The sequence below is a fragment of the Filomicrobium insigne genome, from assembly GCF_900104305.1.
Lineage (GTDB): Bacteria > Pseudomonadota > Alphaproteobacteria > Rhizobiales > Hyphomicrobiaceae > Filomicrobium > Filomicrobium insigne.
Window position 1 is genome coordinate 81,554 of sequence record NZ_FNJC01000005.1, and the last position, 14,808, is coordinate 96,361.

General features: G+C 58.4%; 18 protein-coding genes. 7 read left to right on the plus strand and 11 right to left on the minus strand.

What is annotated here, in order from left to right; all coding sequences use genetic code 11:
• The first annotated feature begins 64 nt into the window (after positions 1-64).
• Positions 65-1,558, plus strand: coding sequence for a DUF1214 domain-containing protein (locus BLS30_RS16240; protein WP_090230591.1), 1,494 nt, complete (start codon positions 65-67; stop codon positions 1,556-1,558).
• Positions 1,559-1,665: 107 nt separating this feature from the next.
• On the opposite strand, the gene hmpA is transcribed toward BLS30_RS16240, so the two are convergent.
• Entirely contained in the window at positions 1,666-2,871 is a 1,206-nt protein-coding gene (gene hmpA / locus BLS30_RS16245) for an NO-inducible flavohemoprotein (protein ID WP_090230396.1), read from the minus strand.
• A 689-nt stretch (positions 2,872-3,560) separates the two neighbouring features.
• Here hmpA and BLS30_RS16250 point away from each other — a divergent pair.
• Entirely contained in the window at positions 3,561-3,992 is a 432-nt protein-coding gene (locus BLS30_RS16250; RefSeq protein WP_139165383.1) for a hypothetical protein, read from the plus strand.
• Positions 3,993-4,029: 37 nt separating this feature from the next.
• On the opposite strand, the gene BLS30_RS16255 is transcribed toward BLS30_RS16250, so the two are convergent.
• The 8 genes from BLS30_RS16255 to BLS30_RS16285 form a co-directional block, all read right to left on the minus strand.
• On the minus strand, positions 4,030-5,088 hold the full coding sequence (locus BLS30_RS16255) for an FRG domain-containing protein (RefSeq protein WP_170832503.1): 1,059 nt from the start codon (positions 5,086-5,088) through the stop codon (positions 4,030-4,032).
• 82 nt (positions 5,089-5,170) lie between these two features.
• Entirely contained in the window at positions 5,171-5,416 is a 246-nt protein-coding gene (locus tag BLS30_RS16260; RefSeq protein WP_090230400.1) for a hypothetical protein, read from the minus strand.
• Between the two features lie 39 nt (positions 5,417-5,455).
• Positions 5,456-5,731, minus strand: coding sequence for a hypothetical protein (locus tag BLS30_RS16265; protein ID WP_090230403.1), 276 nt, complete (start codon positions 5,729-5,731; stop codon positions 5,456-5,458).
• Positions 5,728-6,039 carry a hypothetical protein gene (locus BLS30_RS16270; protein ID WP_090230406.1) on the minus strand — a complete coding sequence of 104 codons (312 nt, stop codon included), beginning with the start codon at positions 6,037-6,039 and terminating at the stop codon, positions 5,728-5,730. The genes BLS30_RS16265 and BLS30_RS16270 overlap by 4 nt, the downstream gene beginning before the upstream one ends.
• A gap of 19 nt (positions 6,040-6,058) precedes the next feature.
• Positions 6,059-7,678, minus strand: a complete 1,620-nt coding sequence (locus tag BLS30_RS16275) for a type IV secretory system conjugative DNA transfer family protein (protein ID WP_090230408.1) — start codon at positions 7,676-7,678, stop codon at positions 6,059-6,061.
• A 73-nt stretch (positions 7,679-7,751) separates the two neighbouring features.
• The gene (locus tag BLS30_RS18440; protein WP_280140644.1) at positions 7,752-7,883 is read right to left on the minus strand and encodes a hypothetical protein; all 132 of its coding nucleotides are present in this window, start codon (positions 7,881-7,883) and stop codon (positions 7,752-7,754) included.
• A 29-nt stretch (positions 7,884-7,912) separates the two neighbouring features.
• The gene (locus tag BLS30_RS16280) at positions 7,913-8,197 is read right to left on the minus strand and encodes a hypothetical protein (RefSeq protein ID WP_090230411.1); all 285 of its coding nucleotides are present in this window, start codon (positions 8,195-8,197) and stop codon (positions 7,913-7,915) included.
• Positions 8,198-8,324: 127 nt separating this feature from the next.
• Entirely contained in the window at positions 8,325-8,675 is a 351-nt protein-coding gene (locus tag BLS30_RS16285) for a hypothetical protein (RefSeq protein WP_139165384.1), read from the minus strand.
• A 286-nt stretch (positions 8,676-8,961) separates the two neighbouring features.
• Here BLS30_RS16285 and BLS30_RS16290 point away from each other — a divergent pair, with 286 nt between their 5' ends.
• On the plus strand, positions 8,962-9,570 hold the full coding sequence (locus BLS30_RS16290; RefSeq protein WP_090230416.1) for a hypothetical protein: 609 nt from the start codon (positions 8,962-8,964) through the stop codon (positions 9,568-9,570).
• 89 nt (positions 9,571-9,659) lie between these two features.
• Here BLS30_RS16290 and BLS30_RS16295 read toward each other — a convergent pair whose 3' ends face one another.
• Positions 9,660-10,652, minus strand: a complete 993-nt coding sequence (locus tag BLS30_RS16295; RefSeq protein ID WP_139165385.1) for a hypothetical protein — start codon at positions 10,650-10,652, stop codon at positions 9,660-9,662.
• 757 nt (positions 10,653-11,409) lie between these two features.
• Between BLS30_RS16295 and BLS30_RS16300 the strand changes: the two genes are divergently transcribed.
• The 3 genes from BLS30_RS16300 to BLS30_RS16310 are packed head-to-tail and all read left to right on the plus strand — an operon-like array spanning position 11,410 to position 12,751.
• Positions 11,410-12,024: a TRM11 family methyltransferase gene (locus BLS30_RS16300; protein WP_090230420.1), complete on the plus strand. Its 615-nt coding sequence runs from the start codon at positions 11,410-11,412 to the stop codon at positions 12,022-12,024.
• An 11-nt stretch (positions 12,025-12,035) separates the two neighbouring features.
• On the plus strand, positions 12,036-12,260 hold the full coding sequence (locus BLS30_RS16305; RefSeq protein ID WP_090230422.1) for a hypothetical protein: 225 nt from the start codon (positions 12,036-12,038) through the stop codon (positions 12,258-12,260).
• Positions 12,257-12,751 carry a hypothetical protein gene (locus tag BLS30_RS16310; RefSeq protein WP_090230425.1) on the plus strand — a complete coding sequence of 165 codons (495 nt, stop codon included), beginning with the start codon at positions 12,257-12,259 and terminating at the stop codon, positions 12,749-12,751. Before BLS30_RS16305 ends, BLS30_RS16310 begins: the two co-directional genes overlap by 4 nt.
• A 57-nt stretch (positions 12,752-12,808) precedes the next feature.
• On the opposite strand, the gene BLS30_RS16315 is transcribed toward BLS30_RS16310, so the two are convergent.
• Positions 12,809-13,231: a hypothetical protein gene (locus BLS30_RS16315; protein ID WP_090230427.1), complete on the minus strand. Its 423-nt coding sequence runs from the start codon at positions 13,229-13,231 to the stop codon at positions 12,809-12,811.
• A 143-nt stretch (positions 13,232-13,374) separates the two neighbouring features.
• Between BLS30_RS16315 and BLS30_RS16320 the strand changes: the two genes are divergently transcribed.
• Positions 13,375-14,802: an ankyrin repeat domain-containing protein gene (locus BLS30_RS16320; RefSeq protein ID WP_090230430.1), complete on the plus strand. Its 1,428-nt coding sequence runs from the start codon at positions 13,375-13,377 to the stop codon at positions 14,800-14,802.
• Positions 14,803-14,808 lie beyond the last annotated feature (6 nt).

Consider the following 14,808-nt stretch of genomic DNA (forward strand, 5'->3'; position numbering starts at 1 on the left):
CAAATTTCATCATGGAGTAGCGAGCATGACTTTGCGCCTCAGCAAACCAAAGCACTCACTGAAATTGAGAAGGAAAAGCCGGTTCTCAACGCCCTCACTAATACTTCTATCTAGTCTCGCATTTTACCCCGTGTCATCGCCTGCCCTTGCGCAAGAGACCATCAACACCCGCATTGGCAAGCTCACGTTCGAAAGCGGCTATCCGTCAAAAGAAACGGTGAAGAAGCTCTATGACGAAATGGACTTCCAGCGCGCAGCTCAGGCGTACATCTGGGGCATCCCCGCGGTCGGGCTCAACGAGTGGCGCCGGGCTCATTACAACGTCTTCAGTGGAAAAAGCGGCGAGATGCTGAACTATTTCGACTTCACCGAAAAGCTGGGCATTTTGACTCCAAACTACACAACACCCTACATCGCGACGTTCATCGATTTGAAGGAAACTGGCCCCTTTGTCGTCGAAGTCCCCGCGGGACTGATCGCAGGCATGATCCTCGACAACTGGCAACGCGTTCTAGCTGATTTAGGTGTTGTCGGACCTGACAAGGGGCAAGGCGGAAAATACCTGATCATGCCGCCGGGATACGGGCCCGTAGAAGCCGAAGGCTATTACGTTGTGGAAGCGACGAGTCGTGATGTCCTGGCCGGGTTCAGACTGCTGGGCGCCGACAAGGAAAAGGCGATTGCGGAGCTGGTTCCGCAAATCAAGACATATCGATGGACGGTTGCAGGCACCGGAGAGGCGATGCCCGCGCGTGACGCAGGCGACAAGAAGTGGAGCCAGATGCCGCCACGTGGCATGGCTTATTGGGACAGTCTCAACGAGGTCATCCAGCGTAACCCCGTCGACGAGCGCGACCGGTTCATCCTGGCGCAGCTAAAATTCCTCGGCATTGAGAGAGGAAAACCTTACAAGCCCGACGAACGGCAGACGAAGCTGCTTGAGGACGGCGTTGTCGTGGGCGAGGCGATGGCGAAGGCTAACACGACCGACAAACGGGTAGAGCCGCCGTTCTGGGAGGGTACTCACTGGAAGCACGCGTTGGTCGTTTCCACCGACCAGAGAGCCCTGACTTACGACCAGCTCGACGAACGCGCCGCATGGTTCTATGAGGCGGTGGTTATCTCCAAAGCCATGCTGACGCAGACCCCTGGTGTTGGGCAAAGGTACATCGCGTCCTACAAAGACTCTGACGGCAATTGGCTCAACGGCAGCAACACCTACAAGCTGCACGTTCCTCCTAATCCTCCGGCCAAGCAATTCTGGTCCGTCACCGCGTACGACGAGAATACGCGACAGATGCCCGTCACCGAGCAAGGGCGCCCTGACATCTCCTCGCGCAAGTCAGACATTGCGAAAAACAGCGATGGCTCTGTGGATGTCTACTTCGGCCCCAGCGCGCCGAAAGGCAAGGAAACGAACTGGGTACAGACCAATCCGGACAAGGGCTGGTTCGCCTACTTCCGGTTCTATGGTCCAACCGAGCCGTTTTTCGACAAGTCCTGGGGATTGCCTGACTTCCAAAAAATCGAGCTGACACCAAGCATGGCCATCCAATGAAAAAGTACAGCTAAAAGCTGATCGTTTTTTGGGGCACCACAGCATTCTGCAGTGAAAAAAGACGGCGCCTTAACTTTTGCTTGGCGCCGTCTCACTCCGTGCCGACCTTAGGCAGCTAAAAGATCATCGGCTGGACCGAAAAACTCATAGCGAATCCGATCCGGCGAAACGCCAGCGTCTCTGAGCCCAACCGCGATATCCCGTAGAAACGGCTTTGGCCCACAGAGGAAATACGTCGCACGATCGGATGGCGTATTTCGATGCAGCCAATCAGCCGAAATCAACCCCTCCTCGTCACAACCGCCAGCCTCTCCAACAGCGCTCGTGGCGTCCGCATAAAACACCTTCACATCAATGTTCGGTGACCTTTGCGCAAGGCCCCGCACGTGGCTCCCCATCGCATGAACAGCCCCATTCAATGCGCCATGCACGTACCAGGTTGGGAGATCCGGCCGCTTTTCAGCAACAGTCTCAAGCATGCTGACCATAGGCGTCAGTCCAACCCCGCCGCTAACCAGCACGATGGGTTCACTTTGACCAACATCGAGATGGAAATCGCCCGCAGGAGGTGAGACCTCCAACACCGTACCAGCCGCCGCATGTTCATGAAGCCAAGTGGAAGCCCGCCCCTCTCGCTTTACGGTGATGCGGTAATATCTGCCATTAGGGGCACAGGAGATCGTGTAGTTACGCTTCAGAGGTGGCAACCCATCCCCCTGTAACAGCACTGTCAGATATTGACCGGGCTTATGGGAGATAACTGCTCCCCCATCCTGCGGCCGCAAATAGAAGGAGCAGATGACGGAGCTTTCGGGCTCAACCTTTTCGATCACAAACGGCCGCCATCCGGCCCAACCACCTGGCACCGTGGCCGTTTCCCGATAAATCTCCGCCTCACGGCCAATCAGAATATTTGCCAGAAACCAGTAAGCTTCTCCCCAAGCTTTCAAGATATCGTCCGATGCCGCATCGCCCAAAATATCGCTGATCGCTTGGAGCAAAGCATTTGCGACAAACGGGTAGTGTTCCGGAAGAATGTTGAGCCCTGCATGCTTTTGAGCAATCCGCTCCACTGCAAGCGCTAGTGCGCCCAAATTTTCAATGTTCTCCGCGTACGCAAGGATCGCCTGCGCGAGAGCCTTGGGTTGGGAACCGTTTGCACCCTGATGAGACTGATTGAAGAGATCCCGGATCTCTTCATTCTTGAAGAGATGTTCGTACATCTTCTGCGTGATTGCCAACCCATGCTGACGTAAGGCCGGGACGGTGGCTTTGACCAATTGAATAGTCTCAGGTGCGAGCTGAGCAGACATTTTCTTATGTTCTCCATTGAGCTTAGGGCGACCTGCCAGCAAAAGATGTACAAGATATGCATCTTAAAAGACAAAGCGGCGCGCTGCCGCATCCCCCACGCTTCGGACGTAAAGCTCTGTTGCTTGTGATGAAGAGCACGGCCTCTGCGAAGCAGGAGCCGCATGCCGAATGGGCTAGGATAGGTATAAGGAGGCGACGACCTCGAGCATGTTCAGTTGGAACGCTGGGCCGGATACCGCAGTTACAAATCTTTGGACCCGAAATGCGGACCGCACATTCGAATAGACGTCGGCAAGGTAACCGGTCACACGACAGATTGACGGCACCACATCGCGATGATGCGATTGGTGTCCGGCCAGGTGGCAAACCGAACTCTTAGGGAGCAAAGCCTGTTAGGCAATCCCATCTCGGAATTGCGCTAGTGCTGGTGATGTTTCCCCCGAGATCTGAGGTAATTCATCGCCGCCGATACCGCGCAGAGCACGAGCGCGGCGGCGGACCCCGCCATCGAAATCAGAGCCTGCACGTTCCAACCACCTTCCTTTGCAGAGGGTGGTTATGGGACCACGAATTGGCGGCAGGGCTGGGGGAACATTCGCGCTACCCGCGCCGCCGAGATCCCCCCAGCCTATCCGGCTTGCTGCCGCAAATATGAGGGACTGACAAACCGATGCAGCAGGTGAGGCCGATGAGCGAAACCAAAATCAGCACGGAAGCAGCATGGCAGGCATTGCACGAGGCATATCGCAGGGACGTAAAGCGCACGGTCAACTACGAGGGGACTGACTGGTGTGAGATCACCCCGGAAGAAAAGAAGGTCTTCCGCATTGCCGATATCAGCATGCCGTGGGTCGTGACGGCTTACCGCTACTACGAAGAAATACTGGATCTGACGGACACAGGTATCCTGCCGCCCGCCGTGATGGCCGTGATCCGAAAGGACGTGGCTGAGCGCTTCGGCATGGAGCCTCGCATGCTCTGCCATACCCAGTTCGAGAACTTCGCCAAGCAGTTCGGCATCAGCCGCCGCACCGCGCACGCATGGTTCATCAAGCATGAATTCTGGTGCGTGCGGCGCGGCATACAAGGCTATGATGACGATGATGAATTATTGTACTAGTCACACGCATCAATTGCCGCCGCACAGAAATACCCGCTCAGGGATCGACAAGCTTAAACTGCCGCCATTTCCGGAGCACGTCAGCGGCGACGTTGTCCATCGTGGGCATCAGAGCGGAGCGGGAAACACGCTCTCGTTGGAGAATGTTGATTAGGTCCGGCGCATGCTCGTGGCTGAGCAGAAGGCGGCGTAGCACTGGCTGAGCCGGGTTCGCGTTGTGGACAAACGTCTCAAGGCTGGGACGCTCGCCATTGTGCTTCAGATAATAGACACCCGAAGCCGCGATTGTTGTGAATAGCCCCGACTGAGCTGCAAGATAGGGATTATCCCGGCTTAATGGTCTGAACACCGCGATCCGAGGCGTCACCGGCCCTGCGCCGTCCAGACCATTCGGAAACGTTATGCCCTCTGTCGTTGTGTCCCTTGCACGGCGCTTGTGTAGCGCCCACACGACCAGATCGTGCTCTGCTTCAGGCTCGTTCAGCGCCTCGACTGCGAAAAATGCAGACGCAATAGGATCAGACGTCCAGTCTAGCAAACGGGTAGGAAGTCCGTGGTGCTGAGCGAGCGCCAAGGCATTGGGCAGATCCGAAAAGCGCAGCAGTTCATCGCCCACCAATGGGATCTGAGCGTCAGCCAGCCAATCAGGATCTTGATCGGGGTCCGGACCTGGCCCGCCCATCAGGGGAACGGGCATACCAAGAGCATCGCACCGCGCGGTAAACTCCCAAAGCGGCAGGTACTCGGTAGTTGTTGCTATCGAAAGGCGCTTACTTAGTTCCTGATCGTTCGGGCCGAACTCCGCTGCCCCCGAAACAAAATTGCCCCACATCCACTTCAGTTCTTGGTTCGGCGCTACGGCTTCGAAACGCCGGGTAGCTTCCAAGGTAGCATTCTCGATGATCGGGTTTCCGGGCCGCCAAGCAGATGGCAGTAGAGGCCAGTCCGCTTGGGCATGACCGCGAAAAACCCACGGGCAGGATTCATCCTCCCACCAGTGCGGATTGGACCGCCTTAGTGCGTCAATGAATTCTTGCGCGTCCGCTGCAACAGCGGTTTGGATGCCGCGCTCCGCATCGCCCCAGTCAATAGCCAATCAAGCCCTCAGCAAATCCATTACCCATCAATACTGACTAGCGTACACATCTGCTCCCGTCCTTCCAATAGCGGCGGACAGATCAATCCACTCCGTCAGACGCATACGCATCCAACGCGGCTGAGATCAATTGTGCCTGACTGATACCGTCACGCTTGGCGAGCGCCTTGAGGCGCTCTGCATCGCTTTCAAGAATGGAGAGGTTCTTCTGCACGCGCTTGCTGGTTGCGGGAGCGGGCGCGGGTTTGCGGGCCGGTGCGTGCGGCTCCGGTGGTGGTATCAGGCGGAGATGTTTTCGGATGGCATCCAGCTTTGTGAATTTGCTCATGGGGCCCCGCGTGATCTGATTGAAGGAGCCGGGGCGGCGTTACCGGCCCCGGTCAAAATCCTGTTTGGCGCGGCCCCGGCTCAGCGCGCGGTTGTGATTGTTCTTGAAATTGTCGCGCGCGGTCTTGAGGCGCTCATCGATATGGCGGATGCGGCGTTCCGATTCTTGATCGATCTGCCGCCGTACTTCGTTTGCTTCCCACCCGTTCGGGGTAAGGTGCAGCTCGGCCCGCGGCTTGGGCCGAGCTGCGATGCGTTGGTCGCGTTCCGCCTTCGTGACTAATCCGGCGGCAGCACGACCGAACTCTTTGGTCATCGCTCGTAACGGGGAGCGTTATCGCGGGGCTGACGATCCTCCCTGCCGGAACGATTCGTCTCGCTGCGGCGCTCGTCACGGCGGTCACCGCCGCGCGGCGTATCCTTCGCTTCCTGAATGCGGTCCTGCACCGAGCGGATGGTGATGCGCCCGTCTACCGGGACCGCATCAAGCTGGATGTTGTAGCCCTCGCCATCCTTGTGGGGCCACACCGAACCGATGCGGTTGAAGTAGGATTTGTTCTCCTCACCCTCACGCACCTGATAGGCGATGTGGGAGGGGCGTTTGGTGTCGTTGTCGTTGCTCATGGTCTGATCTCCTTAAGTGTCAGGTTGGTTTGTAGCCTTCCACATATGCCCATTTTCCATCGCGATACTGGGCGAAAGACGCGAAGTTTTCCGGCACTGCCTCGCGGATCACGCGCGCCGCCCACTTGGAGCCGAAACGTCCGGCGATGCGCACGCTGTCATGCGGCGGGTGATAGGGGTTCGGCAGGTAGAGTCCTGCCATCGCGCGCTGCATGTAGTACGGGTATTTCGCGGCATAGACGGGCGGCAGGTTTTTGCCGGAAATGAAAAGAATCTGCCGGTCCTCCGGCAGGCCGAGGATCTCATCTTCCGTCATGATCTTGCGGGCCTGCTTGGTGCGGTGCTTTTCCGCGCGGGAGAAATGCGCGGCATCCAGCATGGCAGCGAACAGATCTTCGCCGGACAGCGCGCGGTGAACGGCCTGCGCCTTGTGCCGCCTAGCTGCGTCCTGCGCTTTGAGATCGTCGTATTCCAGCGTCTCGGTGCCCAGCATGTTTGAGACCAGCCGTGCCGTCTCATAATCGCGCACGCCGAAGAACTGGCGCATCTGCGCCGAACCCAGAAAGCCCTGCACACCCGGCGCCCCGTAATGACGGATGATCTGCCCCACATCCTGAAAGAAGGCCCAAGCGCGGATGCCCGCGCCGCGCCCGAAGGTAAAGGCGCGCAGGAGATCCTCGAAGGCTCCCAGCTGCCCCGCTTCATCGACGATGAGGTTCACGCGGGGTGATAACGGCGTGCGGCCCTTGTGCAGCATGGTGACGGTGAAGAGCAGGCGCAGCAGCGGCGCTGCGATTTTGAGCGTCTCCGCTGGCATCATGATGAATATTTTGCAGGCCTTGTCAGGATCGCAGAGGGCTGAGAGCGAAAAGTCGGAGCGCTCTAATGACGCCTGCAAGACCGGATCATCCAGAAAGCCGAGACTGGCGTAAATCTCGCCCATGATGGAGCCGAATTCACGCGGGCTGTCCTGCTGCTTGGTGATCATCTCACCGCCCGTGCGGCGCACATCCTCAAAGCGCGAACGGGACATCGCCTCGATCACGTCAATCCATGCCGGGCTCCCCGACTCCGCGAGGTTCACAAGGCGCATAAGACGCGGCAGGCTTGTGAAGCCGTTCTTCTCGACATCGATCTTGAGAAGCGCCTCAACCCAGCCGCCACCGCGCTGCTCGAAATACTTGCCGTCCGATGTGCTGGTGACAGTGATGAGGGAGCGCGCGATGAACTTGCAGTCGGCATGAAAGCTGGGGCCGTTCAGATCCAGAATATCGAGCGGGTTGCAGGCCAGCTGCGGCAGGAAGTGCAGCCCATACGGATTGAAGAAATATGCCTGCTCGCCGTACATCGCATGGACATGCCATGAGATGGCGGCAAGCTCCCCGCGCGGGTCCAAGAACATCATGCGCTCGCCGGGCGAGCGGCAAACAACATAGCCCAGCACATCACGCAGCTTGCCGCTGCCCGCACCGCCGATGGTGATCATCGGCGCATCGCCTGCGAGATAAATCGCTCTGCGGTCAAAGAACCCGATTTGCGGACCCTTCGGCTCGAACAGCCCGGCGGCGCGCAGCTGATGCGCTTCCGCCCATGCAGCGCTGCCGAAGCGGTAGTGCTCGTTGAAGGAGGAAGAATGCATGGCGGGTCCTCTGATCGCTGAAAAAGCAAAAAGGGGCCGCGTTGCTCACGGCCCCTTACCGTCTGCCTGTCGCTTACTTGCCGCCGAAGAACGCAGCGTAGGCGAAGAAGGCGATGACGACCCAGACAACCACGTTGCCCCAATCCGACTTCTGCTTCTCGTAGACTTCGATCTTGCCTTCGCCGACTTTCTTGTACTTTGCCATGTGAGGTCTCCTTATCTGTGGTTGGGATTTCAGAAGAAGCGGGTCGCCAGCGCCAGCAGGGCGCTGACAAGGGCGATGTCGAAGGTGATGCGCGCGGCGTAGTAGGTGAAAGCCGCGATGATCACGGCCCAGCCGATGACGGCAAAGCCTGCCAAATCGGTGCCGTAGCGGCTCTGCGCGAACGCGAACACGAAATCGACGGTGTGATGAAACAGCTCAGGGCCGCCGAAGAAGGCTGCCGTGATGGCAAGCACAATCGTCATGCCTTCTTTCGGGTCATGGCTCTTTTGATGCGGGTGGCGGTGGGGATGCATGGCAGCGCTTTCCTCTTAAGGTTCTCTGGCTGCCGGTCCGCGTCAGGCATGCGAACCGGCGACTTTGAGGGAAAGCTATGCGAGGCCGGGATTGAGACCGGGCCGAACTTGGGAAAATCTTCGCGCCTTACTTGGCAATGAAGCCCGCGCGCACCGGGTTGGAAATGCGGAACGCGAGATCGATCAGGCGCAGGCGGGTGAGTATCCGCCGCTGCGGAGCCTGCTTGGGATCAACGTCATCGAAATACATGAAGCCGGACAGCCAGCGGAACGATCCGTCATCGTTGAAGGCGGCATCGATATCCTCATCGTCCACATCGAACGGCTTGCCGCCGGGCCATGTGATCTTGCCCCGAAAGCCGTAGATGGTATCGGCTATCCAGTTCGGGATCTCGCGGCGTGACATGCCGAGCGAACGCGTGGCAGTGGCGAGGCGCTGGAAATGCGAGCGGCGCAGCAGCTCATCATCGCTCGCCACGATAACGGTGCGCTTGTTGTCGTTGACGGGTTTAGGGCTGCAGGGTTTGCAGACATCGCATCCGCAGCGTTGGCAGTAAGTCATTACTCAAGTCTCCTTTTCTTTTTCTTGTTGGCAGTTTCGAAAAACCGCAGCGCCCCCTCTTTATGCACACGCATAAGTAGAAGTATTTAATTCGCGCATGCCGAAACAATAGTGTTTTTGCGCCGCATTCTGCAAAATCGAAGGGAAGAACGCGCGCGCAAATGCAATCATAGATAGAATGTGAGCGCGGGTATTGAGGGATATGAAAAAACAAAAAAGCGCGGGGGCCAGCCCGCGCCGCAACCGCTATTACGCGGGCGCTAAAATGTCGGAGCACAAGTTCCTGCGTCTCCTGCACGGCTACGCTCACGGCACGCCGTTACAGGCGCTGGAGCCCACCACCCATGTGAGCGGTAAAACGATCCGCGCAACTTACGGCAGGCTGCGCGCGCACCTACCTATCGCCACGCGTCGTGAGCGCGCGCGGTTCGCGCATGCTGGTGTCTATCTGTTCGGAGATATGGGGATCACGCCCGAAGGCCGCTTGATCATTGCGAGCATCGAGCGGACGCGCCGATTCGACCGTTACATCAAACGCCATGCCCCACGCCTGTCCTCTTGCGAAGGCGAGCAGCTGTTTCTTCTGGAAAAAGCCGTGCGCATCTTCTGCGCGCTGGATTTAAGAGGATTAGACGTTGAAGAGCGTCTGCTGGCGACAATCGGTGATGCCTTCACCGCGCTGCACCCGCGCGAGTCGCTGCAAAAACTGGCTGACCTCATCCCCGGCGCGAAGCCCCACGAACATCCTGAGCTTAGATTATACGAGGATTACAGGCGGTATCTGCTTAAGTTCCCGCTGGGGACACAATAAGCGGTCTGTCCGTGGACGCTCCATCACGGTTTCGGTTCTGTATGATTGATTAAGTGCCGACGCAGATCTTCAATACGTGTAATGCGCTCTTATTGACATCTAAACGACCGCACCGTGCTTCCATTGTGGCCGGTGCATTTTTTGCCGATAGGAGAGCATGGCGTCCCCGGAGTTGGCACGGAGCTACCGCAGCCATTCCAACTATAGTCAGGAGCCAGCGATTTCCACGTTCCGCCAGTAGCCGTACAGCTTCCCCCACTCTGGCTGATCGTGCCATCATCGCAGGATAGATCGCGCGTTCCCGAATAACCGGAGGCGCTGTTATTCACACTCTTGGTTGCGCCATGGATCATGTTGCCTGATGAAGCTGAACAGCCGGGTGACCAGTTAATAGTAATGCTGGCGCAGTCGCCGGGTTCGGGGCCGGTGGTCACGGACCAGCTATAATTTGCGCCACCCAATATCACTGTCGCGGTTCTGGCTGCTTCGAACCCGCTGTCCGAAGTAAGCCGAAGCTGCACTGTCTGACCATTCGTTACAATTCCGCTTGTCACCCATGGCCCGCCGTCAATCGAAAGCTCCGGCGCACCATCGCCGCTTATCGTTACAAACACTTCGGAATTGAAGCCGGAAAGGGTGACGGCGTTAGACGTTATCTGCGTATCCGGCGCGGCGTCCGCCACATCAACAAACGTGATGGCGTCCGGCTCCGCATCGATCATGCAGCTCTTTTGCATGGCTGCAATCGGCATCGGGGTTCCGCCGGTTGCGGCAACATTTCCATCATCCCGATGCCAGTACTGATCCTTTGCGCCCTTCTCGATGGCTCCGAACTTCCATCCGGCAGTTGAGGCATCAAACAACAGATAGTCGGGGTGAACCGTATGCGCATAAGCCCAGCCGCTGCCGATATCGAACCGATACTCGCAGGCACCGTCAAAATCAGCCGTATCGGTCAGGTCCATATTTTTCCACGGGGATACACCAGGACTGAGGTGCTTTTGCGATATGCCCCCCGCCGCAGAGATCCACTTCTCACCATCGCAGAACTGCATAACCTTGTGCGGGGGATTGTACAGCAACACTCCCTCTTCGCCGACCGGGCTAACGCAATCTGCGGATGCTATCTGCGGAGCCACCAGCAGGCACAAGACAAAAATCACGAAATAGCGCACGAAACTCTGCAAACGTCCCCCGTCAAAATGCGAAACGGCCACCAGAGCCTAAGCTCTTGGTGACCGGGAGTTCGAAACCGTCATTTCACTCAAACGGTGCGGCAGTCTTTAGCCGCGCACCTGATCGCGCATAAGGCGCGACGGCAGGCAGTGAGCCTGAACATGCACTGCCGCCTCCCGGTCTGACTGCCGAGAAGCGACATCCATGGCGCGCTTCGCCATAATCTATGAGGAAGACGCACCAACTAACGGCTGATGCCAACCGAGTGAAATGCGAGGTTTCGACACCCCGGCTGGAAATTCCCAGCTAAATCCATTATACATTTATTCCGTATACAAATAAATAGTTATCATAGCTCGCTGCGCTGAGCGCAGTGTTTGGGCGTCTCCCTCACTTCGTTCGGGCCGGGCTGTCGCTAAAGCCAAGCCATCGCGTTCGCTTGTCTCGGCCCTTCGGGCTTCCATCCCATGACGCGAAGAAAGAGCTAAGGGGCGTCCGCCCCTGCCGCGCGCAAGGCATCCCCCCGTATCCCCGCCCGTTCTTGATTTTTGTTTTTTCGTGCGGGGTCCCCTCGTGCGGAGCCTCCTTGCGCTTGGCTCCCCGCTCTCGGCGAGGGCCAAGGGTTCATGCGAACCCCTTTTTTAAGGGAGAAAGGACCAAGCCATGAACCTAGAGAGCCAAGAATACCGAACCTACTTTAGGCCGCGCGTGCCTTCGCTGCGCGCACCGTTTGAGTTTTATCCGACACCCCCCTCAGCCATCCGGGCGCTGCTTTCGGTGGAGCGCTTTGAGGGCGATGTGTGGGAACCCGCTTGCGGTGACGGCGCGATTTCCCGCGCGCTTGTGGATGCTGGCTATGACGTGATCGCTACCGACATCACCGATTGGGGCTATGGCTATCCCGGCTATGACTTCCTGACATTAGACAAGCCCTTCGCCCGCAACATCGTGACCAACCCGCCTTACGGCTGGGGCATGGCGGATAGATTCGTTGAGAAGGCTCTTAAATTCACCGCTGAGACAGGCGGGCGCGTGGCGATGTTGCTTAACATCGCCTCCCTCTGCCATCCGAAGCGCCATGATTTTTTCATCCGCCGCCCGCCCAGCGTAATTTACGCGCTCGATGAATGCGTGTGCTTCCCGCTGGGCAAGCCCGAACGCGCCACCGCGCACACGAGCAAGCACCGCTATGCGTGGCTGATCTGGGATCAGGACCATGAGGGAGATACCGCGCTCCGCTGGCTGTCCACCGCCCCTTTCAACAAAGCTCAGCAATAAGGAGAAAAACCATGAGCAAACACGCAACCAACCTCACCCCCATGATCGGCAATCTCGCGGACGGCCTCACCACCGCATCGCAAACCGCATGGCAAGCCTCTGATGCCGCCAAGGGCGGGCGTACCAATGAAGCTATCGGCACGTTGCTGCCCGTCATGGACCAGCTCGAAACGCACGCCGCGCTGTGCAAAACCATCCTTGCCCTACACCGAATAGGGAAAGGCGGGGCCAAATGAGAGAGCATCCCCGCATTATCGTGCCGCCCGGCGTTGAAGCGCTGGACATGCGCCCCGCGCAAAAAGACATCCGCGCCCGGTATGGGCGCGCCTACCATGTGAACAAGGATTGCCTGCGCGATGTGGCGGCGCTTTGGGGCATCGGCCCGGAGCATGAGTGCATCAATGATGCGGGCGTGTTCATGCCCTATCAGAGCATCGACCTTCGCGCCGGGCGGTGCAGCGCAGAAATCCGCTATGCTGCGTCCCCGTCCGGCCTCTGGGCGATGGATACCAGCCATATGACAGCCACCAGCGGCAACGGTTCTTCGCCCTCCATCTGGAACCGTGTTGCTTTCTTGAGCGATGACGATGCCAGAGCCGCGGGGCTTTACGCGCTGATGGAGCTGTTCCGCCATATCGCCGCCGCCGGAAGACCGGAGGCGGTAGAGGCAAGCAAGCTGGTATCGCTGCTGGAAGATGAGCGGACGCCGCAGCTGACGCTGTTCTAGGGTGAAAAAATCGCGCCCGGCCTCTTCAGGCCGGGCGCAGCTATGTATTAAAGGCGCTTACTCTGCGATGAGCCGAGCGCGCTCCGGGTACGCGATGCGGAAATACAGATCGATCAGCCGCAGGCGTTGAAGCACGCGGCGCTGCGGGTGCTGGCGCGGCGGCTCTTCCGCAAAGCGAATGAAATCGCTCACCCAGCGGAAAGCCCCCTCTCCGCCGAAGGCATCGTCTACATCCGGCAGACCGTAGGGCGTGCCGTTGGGCCAGACGATCTCGCCTTCGAAGTTATAGATCGTATCCGCAATCAGGTTCGGAAGTTCGCGGCGCGATACGGGCAGCGCCGCCGTGGCGATGGCGAGACGCTGGAAGTGGGACAGGCTGCGGAGCGCCGTATCAGAGGCCACAACAACGGTGCGTGCCGGATCGTCCGGCTCAGCTGTGCCGGGAAGGTTCGCGCGCAGCCCATCAAATTCCTTGCTCATGAGACGTGTCTCCAAAAACTTCGGGGACACTCTCGATAAGCCTGCATAGAGGGAGGCTTCCCAGCTCCCAAGGGGTTTAAAGTTGGGAACGGCTCAGCGCGAATGTGTTATGGGACCGGCGTGCCGCGACCGGGGGGAGCGAGGTGGCAGAGCAATCATTCAACGCCTTGCAGGCGATCCTGATCCGCGAGCGCCTGATACGTTACCTGACGCAGAGACGCGCGCGCGAGCGCTCCTATTCCTTACGCAAGCTGATTGAGGCGATAGCGTTCTCCGAGGCAAACTCGGACACTGACTCCGCTTACCATGAAGACGCAGATAGCGGCGCACGGCAGGACTCCGGCTTTTCGATAAAGCTCAGCACTCTTGACAACCTGCTCGCGCGTAAAACGTCCGTGCTGGATGCGGAAAACCTGCAACTGATCGCCCGATTTCTAGTCGCCGAAAGATATCTGACGGACCGAGAGCTTGTCCTCTGCGGGCAGCATCCGGACAGCGGACTCCGCGTGCACTTCCAAGGCCTCGCCGGTTCAGACCCGCGCCTCCAAAGATACCGGCGCGTGGTTGAAGGCGAATTTGGCGACATCGATATTTCGGCTCAGCATCGCCTTTGGATTGCAGCGCCGGGCCGCTCGCAGCCCTTTATCGTTCTCAGGACCAAGGAACCAGCGCCGCACTACGAGGGCCGGATCTTCCTGATGCCGAACCAATCCATGACGCTCGTAGAAATGTGCGTCAGGGAAAAAACATGGGACGGCAATTTCTACCGCATCGCGGTGCAGGGGAATGAGATCGCCCTCCTGAACAATCTGGGCCAGCCGCAACACTTTTGCAGGCTTGAAACCGAAAGAGGCGCAGACGGACACAGCGATGAAATTTTCGACATCCGCGATATCTCGCTGGCCGGAGCCGGGCGACCGCCGGGCTCAAATGGCGATCCCGGATGGTCTTACGAAGATCGCGATTATCAGAATGCCAGCATGTATTCGCGCCCCCGCAGCGATCCATCAGGGATGGCCCTGATTGCAGCGGCCAAGAATGGTACAGCCGAGGATGTCCTAGGCTTGCTTATCAGCGGAGCCAACATCAACAGCGTCGATCCGGCGACAGGACGAACGGCTGCCCATTGGGCTGCTGCCATTGGCTCACTTGAAAAGGTGTCCATACTGGAATGCCGGATCAAAGAGGAAGCTGACGTGCTGCGGCGCTATTGCCCGCGCTATTCAGGAGACGCCGAAGCCATCGAACGCTGGCGCGCGGCACGCGCAATTCGCTATTGCTTGCATACCGACAACGAAGGCTGCTTTCCTTCCGCGCTTGCCCCCGTATCGACCGACCATTCCATCGAGAACCATGTGGCGACCACCATCTGGCGACGCCTGTTCGAATCCGAATGGCAAACGGCGCGCCATCTCTTTGGCGCATCGCCCGGCGCTTTCCTTGATGTCTGGCAGCCATCTAGCGCTATGAGGAATGCCGCCGCGAGGCGTAGTGCGATCCTGCCGCCCGGCTTCGCGGACCCTCTGAAATCACGGCGCAGTTTTTTGACAGAGTTGTTCCGTATGCGGTAAAATAGT

Bases quoted from the DNA above. Each gene is read 5' to 3' on its own strand.
- BLS30_RS18440 (WP_280140644.1), bottom strand. From the start codon at position 7,883: ATGGCAAAGTACAAGAAAGTCGGCGAAGGCAAGATCGAAGTCTACGAG.
- BLS30_RS16300 (WP_090230420.1), top strand. From the start codon at position 11,410: ATGAACCTAGAGAGCCAAGAATACCGAACCTACTTTAGGCCGCGCGTG.
- BLS30_RS16270 (WP_090230406.1), bottom strand. From the start codon at position 6,039: ATGAGCAACGACAACGACACCAAACGCCCCTCCCACATCGCCTATCAG.
- BLS30_RS16275 (WP_090230408.1), bottom strand. From the start codon at position 7,678: ATGCATTCTTCCTCCTTCAACGAGCACTACCGCTTCGGCAGCGCTGCA.
- BLS30_RS16265 (WP_090230403.1), bottom strand. From the start codon at position 5,731: ATGACCAAAGAGTTCGGTCGTGCTGCCGCCGGATTAGTCACGAAGGCG.
- BLS30_RS16290 (WP_090230416.1), top strand. From the start codon at position 8,962: ATGAAAAAACAAAAAAGCGCGGGGGCCAGCCCGCGCCGCAACCGCTAT.
- BLS30_RS16310 (WP_090230425.1), top strand. From the start codon at position 12,257: ATGAGAGAGCATCCCCGCATTATCGTGCCGCCCGGCGTTGAAGCGCTG.
- BLS30_RS16305 (WP_090230422.1), top strand. From the start codon at position 12,036: ATGAGCAAACACGCAACCAACCTCACCCCCATGATCGGCAATCTCGCG.
- BLS30_RS16315 (WP_090230427.1), bottom strand. From the start codon at position 13,231: ATGAGCAAGGAATTTGATGGGCTGCGCGCGAACCTTCCCGGCACAGCT.
- BLS30_RS16260 (WP_090230400.1), bottom strand. From the start codon at position 5,416: ATGAGCAAATTCACAAAGCTGGATGCCATCCGAAAACATCTCCGCCTG.
- BLS30_RS16250 (WP_139165383.1), top strand. From the start codon at position 3,561: ATGAGCGAAACCAAAATCAGCACGGAAGCAGCATGGCAGGCATTGCAC.
- BLS30_RS16280 (WP_090230411.1), bottom strand. From the start codon at position 8,197: ATGCATCCCCACCGCCACCCGCATCAAAAGAGCCATGACCCGAAAGAA.
- hmpA (WP_090230396.1), bottom strand. From the start codon at position 2,871: ATGTCTGCTCAGCTCGCACCTGAGACTATTCAATTGGTCAAAGCCACC.